This window comes from Citrobacter sp. wls716 (assembly GCF_005280975.1).
GTDB lineage: Bacteria > Pseudomonadota > Gammaproteobacteria > Enterobacterales > Enterobacteriaceae > Citrobacter > Citrobacter youngae.
The window spans coordinates 117,052-132,985 of sequence record NZ_SZWX01000055.1; the positions used below are offsets into that span (position 1 = coordinate 117,052).

Genomic DNA, 15,934 nt, shown 5'->3' on the forward strand with positions numbered 1-15,934 from the left:
TGGAGCCGGTATTTTTTTATACTGAATATAAAAGTCATGAGGTATCCAGTGCGAATACTGGCTGTGGGAATGATGGTCTTTCTTCTGAGCGGATGCGGCAGCATTATTAGCCGGACGATCCCCGGACAAGGACACGGAAATCAATACTATCCAGGCGTGCAATGGGATGTCCGGGACTCTGCGTGGCGTTACGTCACCATCCTGGATCTGCCGTTTTCGCTGGTGTTTGATACGTTGCTATTACCGCTCGATATACACCATGGGCCTTACGAGTAACTATCGTTCATCCCATTCATCGGCTGCGGTCTGGCCTTCCTCTGTGTCAAGGGGAGGCTCCAGTTGAAATTCACCCTCATCCCATTCGTGGAGCGTATTTTCCTCCTGCCACTCCTGGCGAATATCAATCTCATCATAGTCACCATCAAAAACGCTTTGTGCCGCTTCACCGCTCAGCATGGGTAAACATTCGCCTTCGCCATCATCTTCGTCGGCAAAAAACTCAGCTTGCCACATGATATCGCCATCCTGTAGCACGTACTTTTGTACGTTCAGCTGCTGGACGCTGGCTTCGTCAGATTCAAGACCTGGATTATCAGCCAGAAACTCTTCACGTGCTGCATCAATGGCTTCTTCAAGGGTGGGGTACAAGGCATTCATATTCGCATCCTGATCGCATGGGTGATTGGCTTAATAAAAAGATATAGGTGGTGTGGTGAGAACTGTCAAAGCATTCGTTTATCGCGAAGTTTCAGGTATGCAACGGCTTGAAGCATCGAGTGTTTCTTACCATAACCACTCGGTTGTGGTGCTTCCTGGAACAACAAAAACACGGGGGAACCCTACCGCCAATACGTTTCATGAACAGCAAACCTTAAGTTTTTAAGAATCGGTTGGAGTGTATTAAACTCAAGCGGTTATGCAGGAGCACCATGAGTGAGAATGTCATAGTTTAAAGGGGGTGATTGAATAGACTGCAAGCCATACTTTATAGCGGATGAAACAATATAATTTATATAATGTTTTTATTATAACTAATTGAAATTAAAGAGTAAGGCAAAAAGTGACGCGCGTGAGTATTACGTCTTAAAGTATCGATATTTGTTTAAGTTAGATATCCATAAATGATATTGTTAATCATTATATATGTGATAAATATGTTAATGTATAACAAAGTATAAGAAAACATCCATAACATTCAATGAATAATAACATGCGTTATAAATAAGATTATCATTATTGAAAGAATGATAAATTATTAATTTGCAAAAGGTAATGGCTTAATATATAAAATGCAAAATAGGATTCTTGCCAGGGCTGTTATGGATAATAGTAATTCAAACAATAGCAGGTTGATGAACTTTTACATTACTTGCTTAGTCAGCTATTTTATTGCTGGTGTGTGTCTTTCTCAGTATCAGTTAGAAGTGCAGAGTGTACCTCAAACAACATATTTAATAATCATCGTTGGGTTATTTTTTCTGTACGGCATTGTTTTTCTTTTTATGCTTTTTCAATACCTTTGTAGGAAAGATCTAACATACCTGATGATATTAGGAATGGCATTCCTTAGTAATAATATCTATCTTATAGAAACTATATATATCGTTCAGGATTTAATTAATGATAGCGTTTTGATAGAAAAACGCACAAATGATATCGCTATCTTCTATTATTTTAGGCAAGTTAGTTTTATCGCATTACTTTTTGTATCATTGAAAGCTTATAAAGCGGCTTCTACAGTTATTGAGACTAAAGAAAGAGAACCATGCTACATAATTATAGCATTGTTGATTATGCTGGCAATTGCATTCCTTTCGCATAACTTATCAAGTTATAACGCTGATGTTACGATTGAAATTACCAGTCACAAAACTGACAATAAAACGGTGCACTGGCATATTGGCTACATATATTCACTGATTATTGCATGGGGAATGGTTTTGTTGTATCTGTCAGTGAAAACAAAAATGCATGGTATCTTATGGAAAAGCATCGCGTTACTGTGTTGCTCTGCAATCCTGACGAATGTTCTGCTGTTGAGTCTGGATGAATATAGTATGTATATTTGGTATGTCAGTAGGGGAATCGAAGTTATCAGCACCTTAAGTATCATATCTATATTAATGTACAACACGTTCATTATTCTTAAGAGAGAGGCGGATTCAGCAATAAAAGATGCGATGACTAAGATATATAACCGGAAATTATTCTATAAGGCACTAAAATCATCTTTAGTAAAAGGTGCTGTTTGTATAATGATACTGGATATAGATAAATTCAAACGCATCAATGATTCTTATGGCCATCAGGAAGGCGATCACGTTATAAAGAGCATTGTTGATATTGTCAATAAATCGATCAGGGACTCAGACATTTTTGCGAGAATTGGTGGGGAAGAGTTTGGGCTCCTGATTAAATGTAAAGATAAAGCTGAAGCAATGTTTGTTGCGGAAAGAATAAGAAAAAATGTTGAGACTGAAACAGCGGAGCCCAATATATATGGCCTGAAAGAGAAAATGACAATCAGCATCGGTGTATATTGTAGTAAATCTGATGATTATTCTGCTGACAAAGTCGTATCATATGCCGATGCTGCGCTGTATGATGCGAAAAACTCAGGGAGAAATAAAGTGGTTTACTATAACAGCTAGAATAATATTAAGCGTTATTGAGTTCACTCTGCGTATCCCCCATATTAAGCCAATCGATATGTTAGGGGGACCGTTGAGAATGAATACACAAAATCATCCCAGGACCTGAGATCCCCGGCGGCGGCGCAGACTGTTCCATGAGTAGATTGCGTTGAATAACACAACACCAGCGGTGACGCAGAAGACGGCACGGAAGCCATAATTTGCCGATATAGCAGCTCCCATTAACGGCCCAGTAACGTTGCCTATATCACGAAACGACTGGTTGTAGCTAAAGATACGCCCGGCGATTTGGTTGGTTGAGTTATACACCAGCAAGGTCTGTACGGCAGGCAGCAATGCGCCATCAGCGGCACCCAGTAAAAAGCGCAGCACGCCTAGCTGCCAGGGCGTCTGGACGAATGACATTGGGATCAGCAGCAGTACGGAGATAACCAATGCAACGATCAGAATCTTCTCCGGACCAATCCTGTCACCCAATTTGCCGAGCTTTGGTGCACTGATTAAGGCCGCAACACCGGGTACAGAGGCAATCATCCCACTGATAAACGCGATATTGCTGACATTACCTGCAAGCTCCCGTACATACAGCGTCAGGATTGGCGCAATGGAGCCGGTTGCAACCTGAATTATCAGGGTAGTGACAAACAAGCTCAGCACCAGCTTTGGATTCTTTAACGACGTCACGACTTCGCGAACGTGCAGCATCTCTTTCTTGCTCACTGGCTGGAAGCGTTCACGGATAAAAAAGAGTGTCAGAATAAAACAGATCAACAGCACCAGGGCTGTGATGAAAAATACAGGGCGCAGACCATACTGATCGGCGAGTAACCCGCCCGCCAGTGGCCCAAGTAAAGCACCGCTAACGCCGCCGGTGGAAAGTGTCCCCAACGCCCAGCCGCTTTTATTGCGTGGCACCTGGGTTGCGATCAGTGCGTTGGCATTAGGAATAAATCCACCGAGCAAACCCAGCAGGGCGCGCAGGATCAAGAATTGCCAGATATTTTGCGCCAGCCCCATCAGCAGCATGACGATGGCCATGCCCAGCGCCGAGCGTAAGAGCATGATTTTCCGGCCTTTACGATCGGCCAGTCCGCCCCAGAAAGGTGAGGCAATCGCTGAAAACAGGAAGGTGATACTGAATACCAGCCCTGACCACATATTCAGGGCACTGTGACCCGTCACGCCAAGACTCTCGACGTAAAGGGGTAAAAATGGCATGACCAGACTAAATGCTGCGCCGGTTAAAAAACAGCCCAGCCAGGCAACGGTAAGGTTGCGTTTCCAGTTTATGGGGACATCAGAGGGTGACATAGCGATCCGCAGTGTGATGCGCTGTTTGCGCTATCGAGTAAATATAAATAAGCAGGCTAATTATGCGCCTGGTTGATAGTTGCTGCAATGCGGATAGCAGTTAAACCTAAAAGGGGAGAGAAGGTGTTGCAGCCCACAGGACTGCAACAAAGACTCAGTACAGAGACGGGGAGCCTTCAGGGCGTGTCTTGAAGCGGCGATGTAACCACATGTATTGCTCGGGGGCCATCATAATGCATTTTTCAACGATTTTATTCATCCAGGCCGCCGTTGTTTCAGCATTGTCCAGCGGTGGTGAACACTCCGGTGGCAGCATGATCAATTGATACCCCTTGCCGTCAGGTTTGCGACGGGGAACAAATGGCACCAGGCAGGCATTCGACATTCGGGACAGCATCCAGGTTCCGGACGTCGTCGCAGCCTGTTCAACGGCGAACAAAGGCACAAATACACTGGCGCGAGGGCCATAGTCATGATCCGGCGCGTACCAGACCACTTCACCTTTCTTCAACGCTTTAATCATCCCTTTCAGGTCTTTACGATCGAGCATTGATTTATTGGAGCGCATACGCCCCCAGGTTTGTAGCCAGTCGAGCAGAGGATTGTCGTTAGGACGATACACACCAATTCCCGGCTCTTGTAAGCCAAACTGGCGTGCACCCAACTCGAGGGTCAAAAAGTGCAGACCAACTAACAGGATCCCACGCTTTTGTGCCTGAACGTCCCGGATATGCTCCATTCCGATAACTTCAGTCCAGCGTGATATTCGCCTGTCGGACCAAAACCAGGCCATGCCGGTTTCCATTACGCCCATACCGACAGACTCAAAGTTTTTTACCATCATCTGCTGGCGTTCCTGCTCGCTCATTTGCGGGAAGCTCAGTTCCAGATTGCGGGAAACAATCTTTGCCCGACGTTTCATCAAGCGTAATGCCAGACGGCCTAATGCGCATCCCAATTTATAGAGCACTGGGTAGGGTAACTGTACGATTAACCAAAGGATGCCAATACCCAGCCAGGTTAACCAATAACGCGGATGCAGTAGCGCAGCCGAAAACTTGGGTAAATTCGTCATGTCTATCCTGTCTTCTAACGACCAATTCCCTGTATTGTCGCATTTTTTTGCGCGTATCTAAAATTTACGACGGGAGAGTGGTGATTAAACCATCAATTGTTGTTGCGTTTTTATCGTGAAGTATGAAATGTAGCGTAAAATGTGTGGATGTAAATTGGCGAAGTTTGCTTTATCATGCCGGCCGATTTTCATTTTTACTGATTGCAGGATACGTACACCATGCCAGTGTTACACAACCGCATTTCGAATGACGCGCTCAAAGCTAAAATGCTGGCGGAATCTGAGCCGCGCACGACGATTTCATTCTATAAATATTTCACCATCGCTGATCCTCAGCAAACGCGTGATGCACTGTATCAACTGTTCACTACACTGAATGTGTTTGGCCGCGTATATCTTGCACGGGAAGGCATTAACGCACAAATCAGTGTACCGCAAAGTAACGTTGATGCGTTTCGCCAACAGTTATACGCATTTGATCCTGCATTATCCGGGTTGCGTCTCAATATTGCATTAGATGATGACGGCAAATCTTTCTGGGTTCTGCGCATGAAGGTCCGTGAGCGAATTGTTGCGGATGGCATTGATGATCCTGATTTTGACGCCAGCAACGTGGGTGATTATCTGAAGGCAGCTGAAGTGAATGCCATGCTGGACGATCCGGATGCGGTGTTTATTGATATGCGCAACCACTATGAATATGAAGTGGGTCACTTCGAAAATGCGCTGGAGATCCCGGCAGACACCTTCCGCGATCAGCTGCCGAAAGCGGTAGAAATGATGCAGGAGCATAAGGATAAAAAAATCGTTATGTATTGTACCGGGGGGATTCGTTGTGAGAAAGCCAGTGCCTGGATGAAACATAACGGGTTTAGCAAAGTCTGGCACATTGAGGGCGGCATTATTGAGTATGCCCGCAAAGCGCGTGAGCAGGGGCTGCCTGTGCGTTTTATCGGCAAAAATTTTGTTTTCGATGAACGCATGGGAGAGAGGATCTCTGACGATGTGATTTCGCATTGTCATCAGTGCGGTACCGCATGTGACAGCCATACCAATTGCAAAAACGATGGCTGCCATCTGCTGTTTATACAATGTCCAGCCTGTGCGCAAAAGTATAAAGGCTGCTGTAGTGAACTGTGTTGTGAAGAGAGCGAACTGCCGGAAGAAGAGCAGCGCCGCCGTCGCGCGGGGCGTGAGAATGGCAATAAGATCTTTAATAAATCGCGTGGTCGTTTAAATACTAAGCTCGGTATTCCCGATCCTGCGCAATAACACGATGCCGGATGGCGGCAAAAGCCTCATCCGGCATCAATAGGATGTTATTTCTGCTGTACGCCTTCCACCGAGATAATTAATTCGACTTCCTGCGAAGCGGGACCGAGATCGGTGGTAATGTTGAAATCCTTCAGCTTTATTTTCCCTTGAGCTTCAAAACCGGCGCGTGTGCCACCCCATGGATCGCCCCCTTGACCCATCAACTTTGCATCCAGTGTTACCGGTTTGGTGACGCCGTTCAGGGTCAGGTTACCGGTGATATCTAAATCGTTGCCCTCTTTCTTCACGCTGGTGGACGTAAAGGTGGCCTGCGGGAACTTGCTCACATTGAGGAATTCTGCACTACGCAGGTGTTTGTCACGTTCGGCATGATTGGTATCAACACTGTTGGTGTTGATGGTGACATTGACTTTATCGGCAGCCGGATTTTTCTCGTCAAAGGTAAATGTACCGTCGAAGTCTTTAAATGTGCCGTACAGCCAACTGTATCCCAGATGCTGAATGCGGAAATTAACAAAGGCATGCTGTCCCTCTTTGTCAATTTTGTAATCCGCCGCGATAGCAGAGCCGGTCGTGAATAATAAAGAGGCGAGTGTGAGTCCCAGCAGGTTTTTTTTCATTTTAAGCTCCATAGTCAGATGACGATTTTCCCAACATGCGATTAAGGGTATCGTCGTTATCGATAAAGTGATGTTTCAGGGCCATTAACCCATGCAGAAGTGATAAAACCACCACGGCCCACGCGAGCCACAGGTGCACGCTACCGGCGATGTCGGCTTGCACGCCTGCATTGGCAAACGTGGCGGGAACATCGAACCAACCAAATACGCTTATTGCTTTACCGTCTGCGGTAGAGATCAGATAGCCGCTGATGCCAATAGAAAAAAGCAGGGTATACAGCGTGAGGTGGCCCAATGCCGCCGCAATACGGGTTAAACGGGAATAGCTTTTCAGTGCGGCAGGGGGAGGGGAAACAACCCGCCAGACAATGCGGACAACCAGTCCCATCATCAGCAACACACCGATACTTTTATGCAGTTCAGGCGCCTGGTGATACCAACCATCGTAATAACTGAGTGTTACCATCCATAAACCCAGAGCAAACATGCCATAGACGGCAATAGCGACCAGCCAGTGTAATGCGGCAGACACCACGCCATAGCGCTGTGGACTATTATTGAATTGCATAAATACACCGTTAGATATTTCAGAAGTGAATGAAAATGGCGCGTAAAAGACATTAATGCAACTAATAAATAATAATGGTGATGATATTTGTTTTTATTTCAATAAAATTGATTGATTAAAGGCGCAATCATCAAATCGTTAGTGTGAGTGGCCATTGAGAAGGGCTTGAAAACAAGGAGGGATGAAAATTATGTTATTCAATTTATTGCAATGAAATTAAAAAATTATCAGTTTTTGTCAATTAATGTCAGCGCATATAGATTAGAAGAACATAATATATATGACGTCCATAATCGCGAGCAGCGACCATAAAATAATGTAGAGCATGAAATGCTCGCGAATATTATTAACCAGATAGTTAAAGATGCGGCGCATCAATGTTATTCCTGTTATTAAAAATGGCCTCACCAACGAGGCCATTGATCAATTATCACTTAAAACGGGACAGCCTGAATGGCGTCAGGTCAAAGGCTGACGGTTTACCCTGGGCAAACTCAGCCGCAATTTCGCCCAGTACGGAAGCAAACTTAAAACCGTGTCCGCTGAGTCCGGTAATCACCAGCGTGTTGTCATGGTCTGGCAGCGTATCGATAATGAAGTCTTCATCTGGCGAGTTATCGTAAGTACAGGATGCGCCATGCAGACAACAGCCGATGCCAGGCAAAATAGCGCGCAGGAATGGGAAGGCTTCCGAACCATCGCTGGCGACAGCGGCAAACGGTTTACGTTCTTCAGGTGAATGAATGACCTGTCCGCCGTTATGCCTGCCAATTTTTAACTCGTCATTTTCAGCCGGAAAACCGTAGTATTGATCGCCATTAGGCAGTTCGCCGGTAAATGCCGGGAATTTGTTTTTGACACTGTAGCGCCCGTCAGCCTGATACCATGCGAATACCTTACGCACCGGCTGTATCGGCAGTTCAGGCAATAATGCCTTGACCCAGGTGCCGGCGCTGACGACAACTTTTTTCGCGTGGTAGTCACCATCGGCTGTTGCAACCGTTACGCCATCATCGTGGTGATGAATTGCCGTGACGGGGCATTTAAACAACTGCGCACAACCTGCCTCTTCAGCCAGGCGAATCCAGGTTTTAATGGCTAGCTCACTGCGCAAAAAACCGGATTCGGCTTCAAACAGCCCGATATAGTTTTCAGGCACGCGAATTTCTGGCCAGCGAGTCATGATGGCTGCTGCATCCAGCTGTTCGACATTGAGTTGCCACTGTTTGGCACTTTGCGCTACGGTCGCTAAAAAGGTCGAATCTGCAGGACCCAGGTTGATAACGCCAGAGCGAACAAAAACAGGCTCTTCATTTTGTGCGGAAAGTTCATCCCACAATGTTTGCGCACGTAGCACCAGCGGAACGTATTTTTCACCTTCGCCATACGCATGACGAATTAATCGTGTATCGCCGTGGTGGCTGCCCTGTTGATGCGGTGGCATATGCGCATCGATCATCAGAACGTTGAGACCGGCGCGAGTGGCGTAGTATCCGGCTGCGGCGCCCACGGAACCGCTGCCAATAATGATTAAGTCGTATTTCATCCGCTTCTCTCTGCAATCGCGATAGTATACCTTAAATAATTCGAGTTGCAGGACCAAACGCCCGGGCCGTTTTGAACAGCGCCCCCGAAGGGGTGAGGCCGTAAGGCCGAATCACGCGGCGACGCAGCGAATCCCAGGGATGGGCCGAGTAATAAAGCCAACGCATATGCAACTTGAAGTATGACAGGTATAGCAGAGTAAATAACTGACCCGGAATATTCAACCTGCAAATAAGAAAGGCACCATGAAGGTGCCTTTTGATGGTGTGATGTATCAGGTTTAATGTCGCTGATACTCATTTACCTGGTAATCGCCAGATTCAATTTTAGCGATTCCGGCTTCTAATATCGAAATAAATTGCCTGGCAACATCAGTGGTTAACCAGAGCGTTTGACCGACCTCAGTCCCATCCGGGTCCGGACGATTCGGGGTCTGGTAGTGCAAACGCAGCATCAGCGCATCGTAGCTATCAACAGTGCTGATGTCCCATCCTACAAGCGGATGAGTCTGAATGACTTCATTATTCTTTTCCATCATGCCCCCTAATTCGTGTTACTAGACAACGGTTTTCGAGGTTCAATGCGTTTTTTTCTGAAGCAACTTCAGTATATCAATAAATAAGGGTATTCATTGAAAATTTAAAGAGGGCGGCGCATAAATTTTTTGTTTTCAGTGTTATATGATTAATAAAACAACATGTCATTCATTTTTTTTTAGCATGTTGTGCAATTATTTTGGTGTTTTGATTAAAAGATAATCAGTGTGTTTAATATAAATTATCTGCTAGCGTGGTGAATGCAAGATTGATTTAAAGGATGCACGCATAAAAAAGCCGGGGCGACCCGGCAAACAAACATCACTGCATATCATTTTTTATTCGTTGATGAACCAGTCATCCGCGCTTTCCCAGGTTTCCTGTAGGATTTCGCTGATGCGTTCTTTGTCCTCTTTTGTTGCGCCAATAACCGACAAGTTGTTGGTACCGGCATAACGAACGGTAACGTTACCTTCGTTATCCGGAAAATGATGATGAATACGGCGGGAGAGTTCATCTGCCAGCGCGTCGATAGCACCGGCTGGTAAAGGTGAAGTTTTGGCAATAGTGACTTCAATACGCATAATAGCCCCCTGTTGTTTATACTGGTTATTTATACAGTTAACTGCGCCAGTTGACAACAGGAGGCTACACTTTTTTAGCGTTTTACTGACCAGCGTACCGTTTCACCGCCAAGGAAAGGCACCAACGTATCGTTTTCCAACGCAATGTTCTCCGGGACCAGGTGCTCCACGCGTTCCAGCTCAATAAAGGTCTCATTCACCGGCAAACCATAGAACTGTGGGCCATTGAGTGAGCAGAAGGCTTCGAAATGGTCCAGGGCGTTCATCTCTTCGAACACAGTGGCATAGCTGCCCAGCGCGGTTGGCGCATTAAAGCAGCCCGCACAGCCGCAACTGGACTCTTTACGATGACGCGCATGCGGTGCGGAGTCGGTACCCAGGAATGCACGACTGAATCCGCTGGCAACCAGTTCACGCAGCGCCTGCTGGTGAACGTTACGTTTGAGTATTGGCAGGCAGTACAGATGCGGACGAATTCCACCGACCAGCATATGGTTGCGGTTAAACATTAAATGCTGCGGTGTGATGGTTGCTGCAAGAAGCTCGTTGCCATCGCGCACGTATTCGGCGGCATCTTTGGTCGTGATATGTTCAAACACCACTTTTAGCGCGGTTAAACGCTGACGTAAGGGATCCATCACCGTTTCGATGAAACGTGCTTCGCGATCGAAAATGTCGATATCAGCGTGCGTCACTTCACCGTGCACCAACAGTGGCATCCCCAATTTTTCCATGCGCTCCAGTACCGGCATAATGGTATCGACCGAGGTTACACCCTGTGTCGAGTTGGTTGTTGCATTAGCGGGATAAAGTTTCGCGGCGGTGAAGACGCCTTCATTGAATCCACGCTCAAGTTCATTAGGATCCAGCGTGTCCGTTAAGTAGCAGGTCATTAACGGAGTAAAGTTATGTCCGGCGGGGACAGCGTCCAGAATGCGCTGACGGTACGCAATGGCCGCATCAACTGTCGTGACCGGCGGAGCGAGGTTTGGCATAACGATCGCGCGACCATAAGTTTCACTGGTATAAGGCACGACAGTTTTCAACATGTCGCCATCGCGAAGGTGAAGGTGCCAGTCGTCTGGGCGGCGGATCTTTAAAACCTGGGATGGTGCAGTCATTAATATGCTCCGGCTGAGGATAGTCTTTTTTGCCGGAAACAAAGGATAAGCGGAAACGTTTTCGTTTGCACGAAAAAAAAGGGCGCATTAGCGCCCTGTTGTTTATTAATCGGTGAACGGGATAATGATTTCACCCGGTTTAACCTCAATCCCTTTCGCCAGTTTTTTCGCCAATGCTTCGCCTTTGCTGCTGTCTTCACGCAGAATGTAGGCCGGTTGCTGGTTAAAGTAATTCCGCAGCGACTGATTTAAGTAGGGCATCAGAGTTTGCAGTACAGATTGCATTTTCTCTGGTGTGACGGTCGCATCGACCACTTCCATTTCTTGCAGATAAATCGCGCCTTTTTCTTTATTGAAGACTGGCAATGCTTTTAACTTCAACTTCATGGTCGCTTTCTGGCTACCAAAAAGGGAATTCATATCCAGATTGGCGTCGCCTGTCAGAGTCACTTTATTCGGTTCTTCGCGACCAATCTGGCTGGCGAGATTGGTCAGTACGATGTGGGCTTCAGCAACGCCAGGCAGACCAATATCTTTCGAGAAGTCGTTATGCTTAGCCAGTGCCTGATTAATCTCTTGCTCGCTAACCGTGTATTGTGTGAGTTGATTACAACCAACCAACAGGCCGCTGACAATCAGTGCAGCAGCAAAAAAAATCTTTTTCATGGGGTTCCTCAACATGATACTTGTGGCGTAATCGTGACACAAAGCAGCATCCAGCACCAGCGGCCCGGGCACCAGCAGAAAAAACTGAAATTGAGTCCGGGACGTCTGGTCAGCTATCAGGCATCAGGTTCCAGCATGCCGCGTGACGGGCGTTTATGGCTAAACTGCCAACCCAGCGCGAGGAAGGTGATAAAGCCGATAATGCCGAGCATCATCCACGGGAGTTCTGGCTGTGACAGTGCTTTACCCATGTCAAACAGCCAGCCGCCACCGATATAACCGATGGCACCGCCGATGGCTAATCCGAGGCGGCTAAAGCCCATGTAACTGCCCCGTGCGCGCGCATTTGCCAACGACGCGCTCAACGTCTCGCGCGCCGGTTCGGCGATGATAGAACCGATATAGAAGGTGCAAATCAGGGTGAAAAGCTGCTGTAAATTCCCGACCAGACCGATGGGCATCATGCTAAGAGACATGATCAGCAGGCCTGCCATCAGCCGATGTTCAAGACGAAAACGTTTTTCACTCCAGCGGGCGATAGGGTAGAGCAGCGTTAAAGAGAGACACGCTTCGATGGCATACATCCACTTCACGGCGGCCGGCGAACCGGCAATGTCATTAACCATAATCGGCAGCATCAACATAACCTGTACCGCCAGCATATAATACCCCGCCAGCGTCAGGACATAGGTGACAAAGCGTTTGTCATGCATCACATGGCTCATGCCTTCGCGCACGGGAATCTTCACGGTAGATAGCTTCCATGCCGGAAGTAGCCAGGCGTTAAACGCGGCGCAAAGAACGAACAAAATCGCGCCTACGGCGCAAACCAGACGGAAATCGTACTGTAACAGCCAACTGCCGAGCAATGCGCCGACCACGGCACCGGCACTGTCCTGCATCATCAGAATAGAAAAAAAACGCCCGCGCTTTTCCGGGCGGATCAGTTTGACCACCAGCGCCGAGCGGGGCGGGTCGAATAACGTACCACCTAAACCGGAGAGGAAACAGGAGAACCACAATAGCCAGGGTTCGTGTGCAATCCCCATCGTGGCGAACCCGGCGGCACGCATCAGCATACCGGTCACAATCATCGGTTTGGCGCCAAAGCGGTCAGCAATTGCGCCGCCAAAAATCCCCAGACCTTGCTGGATAAATTGGCGCAATCCAAGTGCGATACCGACCATCACGGCGGCCCAGCCCATTTGGTCGACGAAACGGATAGAGATCAGTGGGAAAACGACAAAGAAACCCAGCACGACCAGCATATTATCGATGAGCAGGAAATATTTACCCAGGTTCCTTGCCTGCGAGACTTGCGACATTTCCCCTCCAGGGAAAAAACTCGTCACTCGGTGGAGAGTTTAAAAGATAAGCACCTTCTATTCTGCGGTGTCGTTTGTGCTTTTCCCACCCTTGGCGGGACAATATTTTTTTATCAAAAGTCAGTCTTGATAGAGAGTTTTCATCAAAATGTGTGAATAATTCAAAAAATGGCATTTTGCTCTTTTCACAGGGTGTATTTGCACAGGTATAGTAATGCGAATTGCGTATTGAAGACGTTACGGGAAGGAGTAGGTATAGAATGTTTGGCTATCGCAGTAACGTGCCAAAAGTGCGCTTAACCACGGACCGCCTGGTCGTGCGTTTGGTGCATGAGCGTGATGCCTGGCGTCTGGCAGATTATTACGCAGAGAATCGTCATTTCTTAAAGCCCTGGGAACCTATCCGCGATGAAAGCCACTGCTACCCCTCTGGCTGGCAGGCGCGTCTGAGCATGATCTCTGAATTCCATAAACAAGGCACAGCCTGGTATTTCGCGTTGCTCGATCCTGACGAAAAAGAAATTATCGGCGTTGCGAACTTCTCGAACGTGGTGCGCGGATCTTTCCACGCCTGTTATCTCGGTTATTCCATTGCGCAGAAGTGGCAAGGGCAGGGGCTGATGTACGAAGCCCTGACCGCCGCTATTCGTTATGTGCAGCGGACGCAACATATTCACCGCATTATGGCGAACTACATGCCACACAATAAGCGTAGCGGCGATTTGCTGGCGCGACTCGGCTTTGAGAAAGAAGGGTATGCAAAAGACTATCTGCTGATTGATGGACAGTGGCGCGATCATGTGCTGACGGCGTTGACAACATCAGAATGGACCCCCGGTCGCTAAGTTTCAGGCGCACGGCCTGAATAATGGAGAAGACGATGAAATACGAATTAACCGCCACCGAAGCCCGTGTGATTGGCTGCTTATTAGAAAAGCAGGTTACTACACCGGAACAATATCCCCTTTCCGTGAATGGTGTGGTGACCGCGTGTAATCAAAAAACCAACCGTGAACCGGTGATGAATCTATCGGAAGCCGACGTGCAGGAGCAGTTGGATAACCTGGTTAAGCGACATTTTCTGCGTACGGTGAGCGGCTTTGGTAATCGCGTGACCAAATACGAACAGCGGTTCTGTAATTCAGAGTTTGGCAATCTTAAGCTTAGCGCGGGTGAAGTGGCATTGATCACCACGCTGTTACTCCGTGGTGCTCAAACACCGGGTGAATTACGTAGCCGCGCATCCCGCATGTATGAGTTCAGCGATATGGCGGAAGTGGAGTCGACGCTGGAGAAACTGGCTACCCGGGAAGATGGCCCTTATGTGGTCCGCCTGGCGCGTGAACCTGGGAAACGAGAAAGTCGATATATGCACCTGTTTTGTGGCGAGGTTGATGAGTCACTCGCTGCGGCAGATGAACCGCAGGCGGCGTCCGGAGATTTGCAGGCGCGTGTTAAAGCGCTGGAAACCGAAGTGGCAGAGTTGAAACAGCGGCTCGATTCGTTATTGGCACACCTGGGAGACTAACGTGGGAAAATTGCGTATTGGCGTGGTCGGGTTAGGGGGCATCGCGCAAAAGGCATGGTTGCCAGTGTTGGGCGCATCTGCGGACTGGACGCTGCAGGGCGCATGGTCCCCCTCGCGGGAAAAAGCGCAGCGTATTTGTGAGACCTGGCGAATGCCATACGTTGATTCCGTACAGAATTTAGCGGCAACCTGTGATGCCGTTTTCGTTCATTCCAGTACCGCCACTCACTACGCCGTAGTGAGTGAGTTGCTGAATGCCGGCGTTCATGTTTGTGTGGACAAGCCGCTGGCAGAAAATCTGCGCGAAGCTGAACAACTGGTGGAGCTGGCGGCGCGGAAAAAACTGACGCTAATGGTTGGATTTAATCGTCGCTTTGCGCCGCTGTATCAGGATCTAAAGGTGCAGTTGGGCAATGCGGCGTCAGTCCGTATGGACAAGCACCGTACGAACAGCGTCGGGCCGCACGATCTGCGTTTTACGCTGCTGGATGATTATCTGCACGTGATAGACACCGCGCTGTGGCTGGCAGGAGGAAAGGTTCAACTTAATGGCGGCACGCTGTTAACAAATGACATCGGTGAAATGCTTTATGCTGAACATCATTTTTCTGCCGATCAGCTACAGATAACCACCAGTATGCACCGCCGTGCTGGTAGCCAACGCGAGAGCGTGCAGGCGGTGACGGACGGTGGCCTGATTGACGTTACGGATATGCGTGAATGGCGCGAGGAACGTGGGCAAGGCGTAGTGCACAAGCCGGTAGCAGGCTGGCAAACCACCCTGGAACAGCGTGGTTTTGCCGGATGCGCACGCCATTTTATTGAGTGCGTGCAAAATCAGACGGTTCCGCAGACGGCAGGCGAACAGGCGCTACTGGCCCAGCGCGTTGTCGAAATGCTGTGGCGGGAGGCGATGGCGGAATAACCCCCTGTAACATCTGGCGGTAGTAATTCAATGTAATCCAGGTACTATATGCCAACTCAAAAATAACACCTCTTTTCAACCCTTGGCTGGTTTGTTGGCTTGATAAGACGCAAAGGCGTTGCCAGCAGGCACTGCGAAATTATCGGATACCGGCGCTTATGTCTTATCCGGTAAATGGGCTGATTATGCGGGGTTCTGCCT

18 protein-coding genes are annotated in these 15,934 nt (G+C 48.0%); 6 read left to right on the plus strand and 12 right to left on the minus strand.

Annotated elements, in window-relative coordinates:
* The first annotated feature begins 36 nt into the window (after positions 1–36).
* Positions 37–276, plus strand: coding sequence for a YceK/YidQ family lipoprotein (locus FDX24_RS21500; protein ID WP_202927478.1), 240 nt, complete (start codon positions 37–39; stop codon positions 274–276).
* Here the strand turns inward: FDX24_RS21500 and FDX24_RS21505 are convergent, their stop codons facing one another.
* Positions 277–657, minus strand: a complete 381-nt coding sequence (locus FDX24_RS21505; protein WP_061068133.1) for a MysB family protein — start codon at positions 655–657, stop codon at positions 277–279. It lies immediately after the preceding gene.
* Between the two features lie 662 nt (positions 658–1,319).
* Here FDX24_RS21505 and FDX24_RS21510 point away from each other — a divergent pair.
* Positions 1,320–2,651, plus strand: a complete 1,332-nt coding sequence (locus FDX24_RS21510; RefSeq protein WP_115602400.1) for a sensor domain-containing diguanylate cyclase — start codon at positions 1,320–1,322, stop codon at positions 2,649–2,651.
* Positions 2,652–2,744: 93 nt separating this feature from the next.
* Here the strand turns inward: FDX24_RS21510 and mdtG are convergent, their stop codons facing one another.
* Both mdtG and FDX24_RS21520 read right to left on the minus strand, forming a co-directional pair.
* Positions 2,745–3,965 (minus strand): multidrug efflux MFS transporter MdtG, encoded by a 1,221-nt coding sequence (gene mdtG, locus FDX24_RS21515; protein WP_005129095.1) that lies wholly within the window; start codon positions 3,963–3,965, stop codon positions 2,745–2,747.
* Positions 3,966–4,119: 154 nt separating this feature from the next.
* Positions 4,120–5,040, minus strand: coding sequence for a Kdo(2)-lipid IV(A) acyltransferase (locus tag FDX24_RS21520; protein ID WP_137364893.1), 921 nt, complete (start codon positions 5,038–5,040; stop codon positions 4,120–4,122).
* Positions 5,041–5,259: 219 nt separating this feature from the next.
* Here FDX24_RS21520 and FDX24_RS21525 point away from each other — a divergent pair, with 219 nt between their 5' ends.
* A complete protein-coding gene (locus tag FDX24_RS21525) occupies positions 5,260–6,312 on the plus strand; it encodes a rhodanese-related sulfurtransferase (RefSeq protein WP_040230660.1) in 1,053 nt (350 codons plus the stop codon).
* A gap of 47 nt (positions 6,313–6,359) precedes the next feature.
* Here the strand turns inward: FDX24_RS21525 and FDX24_RS21530 are convergent, their stop codons facing one another.
* The 9 genes from FDX24_RS21530 to mdtH all read right to left on the minus strand — a co-directional run bounded on the left by FDX24_RS21530 (position 6,360) and on the right by mdtH (position 13,280).
* The gene (locus FDX24_RS21530) at positions 6,360–6,935 is read right to left on the minus strand and encodes a YceI family protein (protein WP_061068131.1); all 576 of its coding nucleotides are present in this window, start codon (positions 6,933–6,935) and stop codon (positions 6,360–6,362) included.
* A 1-nt stretch (position 6,936) separates the two neighbouring features.
* Entirely contained in the window at positions 6,937–7,503 is a 567-nt protein-coding gene (locus FDX24_RS21535; protein WP_005129081.1) for a cytochrome b, read from the minus strand.
* 261 nt (positions 7,504–7,764) lie between these two features.
* Positions 7,765–7,878: a YceO family protein gene (locus FDX24_RS21540; protein ID WP_071887361.1), complete on the minus strand. Its 114-nt coding sequence runs from the start codon at positions 7,876–7,878 to the stop codon at positions 7,765–7,767.
* Positions 7,879–7,933: 55 nt separating this feature from the next.
* Positions 7,934–9,049, minus strand: a complete 1,116-nt coding sequence (gene solA / locus FDX24_RS21545; RefSeq protein ID WP_115643183.1) for an N-methyl-L-tryptophan oxidase — start codon at positions 9,047–9,049, stop codon at positions 7,934–7,936.
* Between the two features lie 279 nt (positions 9,050–9,328).
* Positions 9,329–9,583: a biofilm formation regulator BssS gene (bssS, locus tag FDX24_RS21550; protein WP_003036154.1), complete on the minus strand. Its 255-nt coding sequence runs from the start codon at positions 9,581–9,583 to the stop codon at positions 9,329–9,331.
* A 339-nt stretch (positions 9,584–9,922) separates the two neighbouring features.
* A complete protein-coding gene (gene dinI / locus FDX24_RS21555; RefSeq protein WP_048211218.1) occupies positions 9,923–10,168 on the minus strand; it encodes a DNA damage-inducible protein I in 246 nt (81 codons plus the stop codon).
* 74 nt (positions 10,169–10,242) lie between these two features.
* On the minus strand, positions 10,243–11,289 hold the full coding sequence (gene pyrC / locus FDX24_RS21560; RefSeq protein WP_137364894.1) for a dihydroorotase: 1,047 nt from the start codon (positions 11,287–11,289) through the stop codon (positions 10,243–10,245).
* A 105-nt stretch (positions 11,290–11,394) separates the two neighbouring features.
* Positions 11,395–11,955, minus strand: a complete 561-nt coding sequence (locus FDX24_RS21565) for a lipoprotein (RefSeq protein WP_061068127.1) — start codon at positions 11,953–11,955, stop codon at positions 11,395–11,397.
* A gap of 116 nt (positions 11,956–12,071) precedes the next feature.
* Entirely contained in the window at positions 12,072–13,280 is a 1,209-nt protein-coding gene (gene mdtH / locus FDX24_RS21570) for a multidrug efflux MFS transporter MdtH (protein ID WP_048211221.1), read from the minus strand.
* A 260-nt stretch (positions 13,281–13,540) separates the two neighbouring features.
* Here mdtH and rimJ point away from each other — a divergent pair, with 260 nt between their 5' ends.
* From rimJ to FDX24_RS21585, 3 genes are read left to right on the plus strand one after another with little or no spacing between them, the layout of a single operon-like run.
* Positions 13,541–14,125 (plus strand): ribosomal protein S5-alanine N-acetyltransferase, encoded by a 585-nt coding sequence (rimJ, locus tag FDX24_RS21575; RefSeq protein WP_005129064.1) that lies wholly within the window; start codon positions 13,541–13,543, stop codon positions 14,123–14,125.
* Between the two features lie 35 nt (positions 14,126–14,160).
* A complete protein-coding gene (locus FDX24_RS21580) occupies positions 14,161–14,808 on the plus strand; it encodes a YceH family protein (protein ID WP_137364895.1) in 648 nt (215 codons plus the stop codon).
* 1 nt (position 14,809) lies between these two features.
* Positions 14,810–15,733, plus strand: a complete 924-nt coding sequence (locus tag FDX24_RS21585; protein WP_061068125.1) for a Gfo/Idh/MocA family protein — start codon at positions 14,810–14,812, stop codon at positions 15,731–15,733.
* The last annotated feature ends 201 nt before the right edge of the window (positions 15,734–15,934 follow it).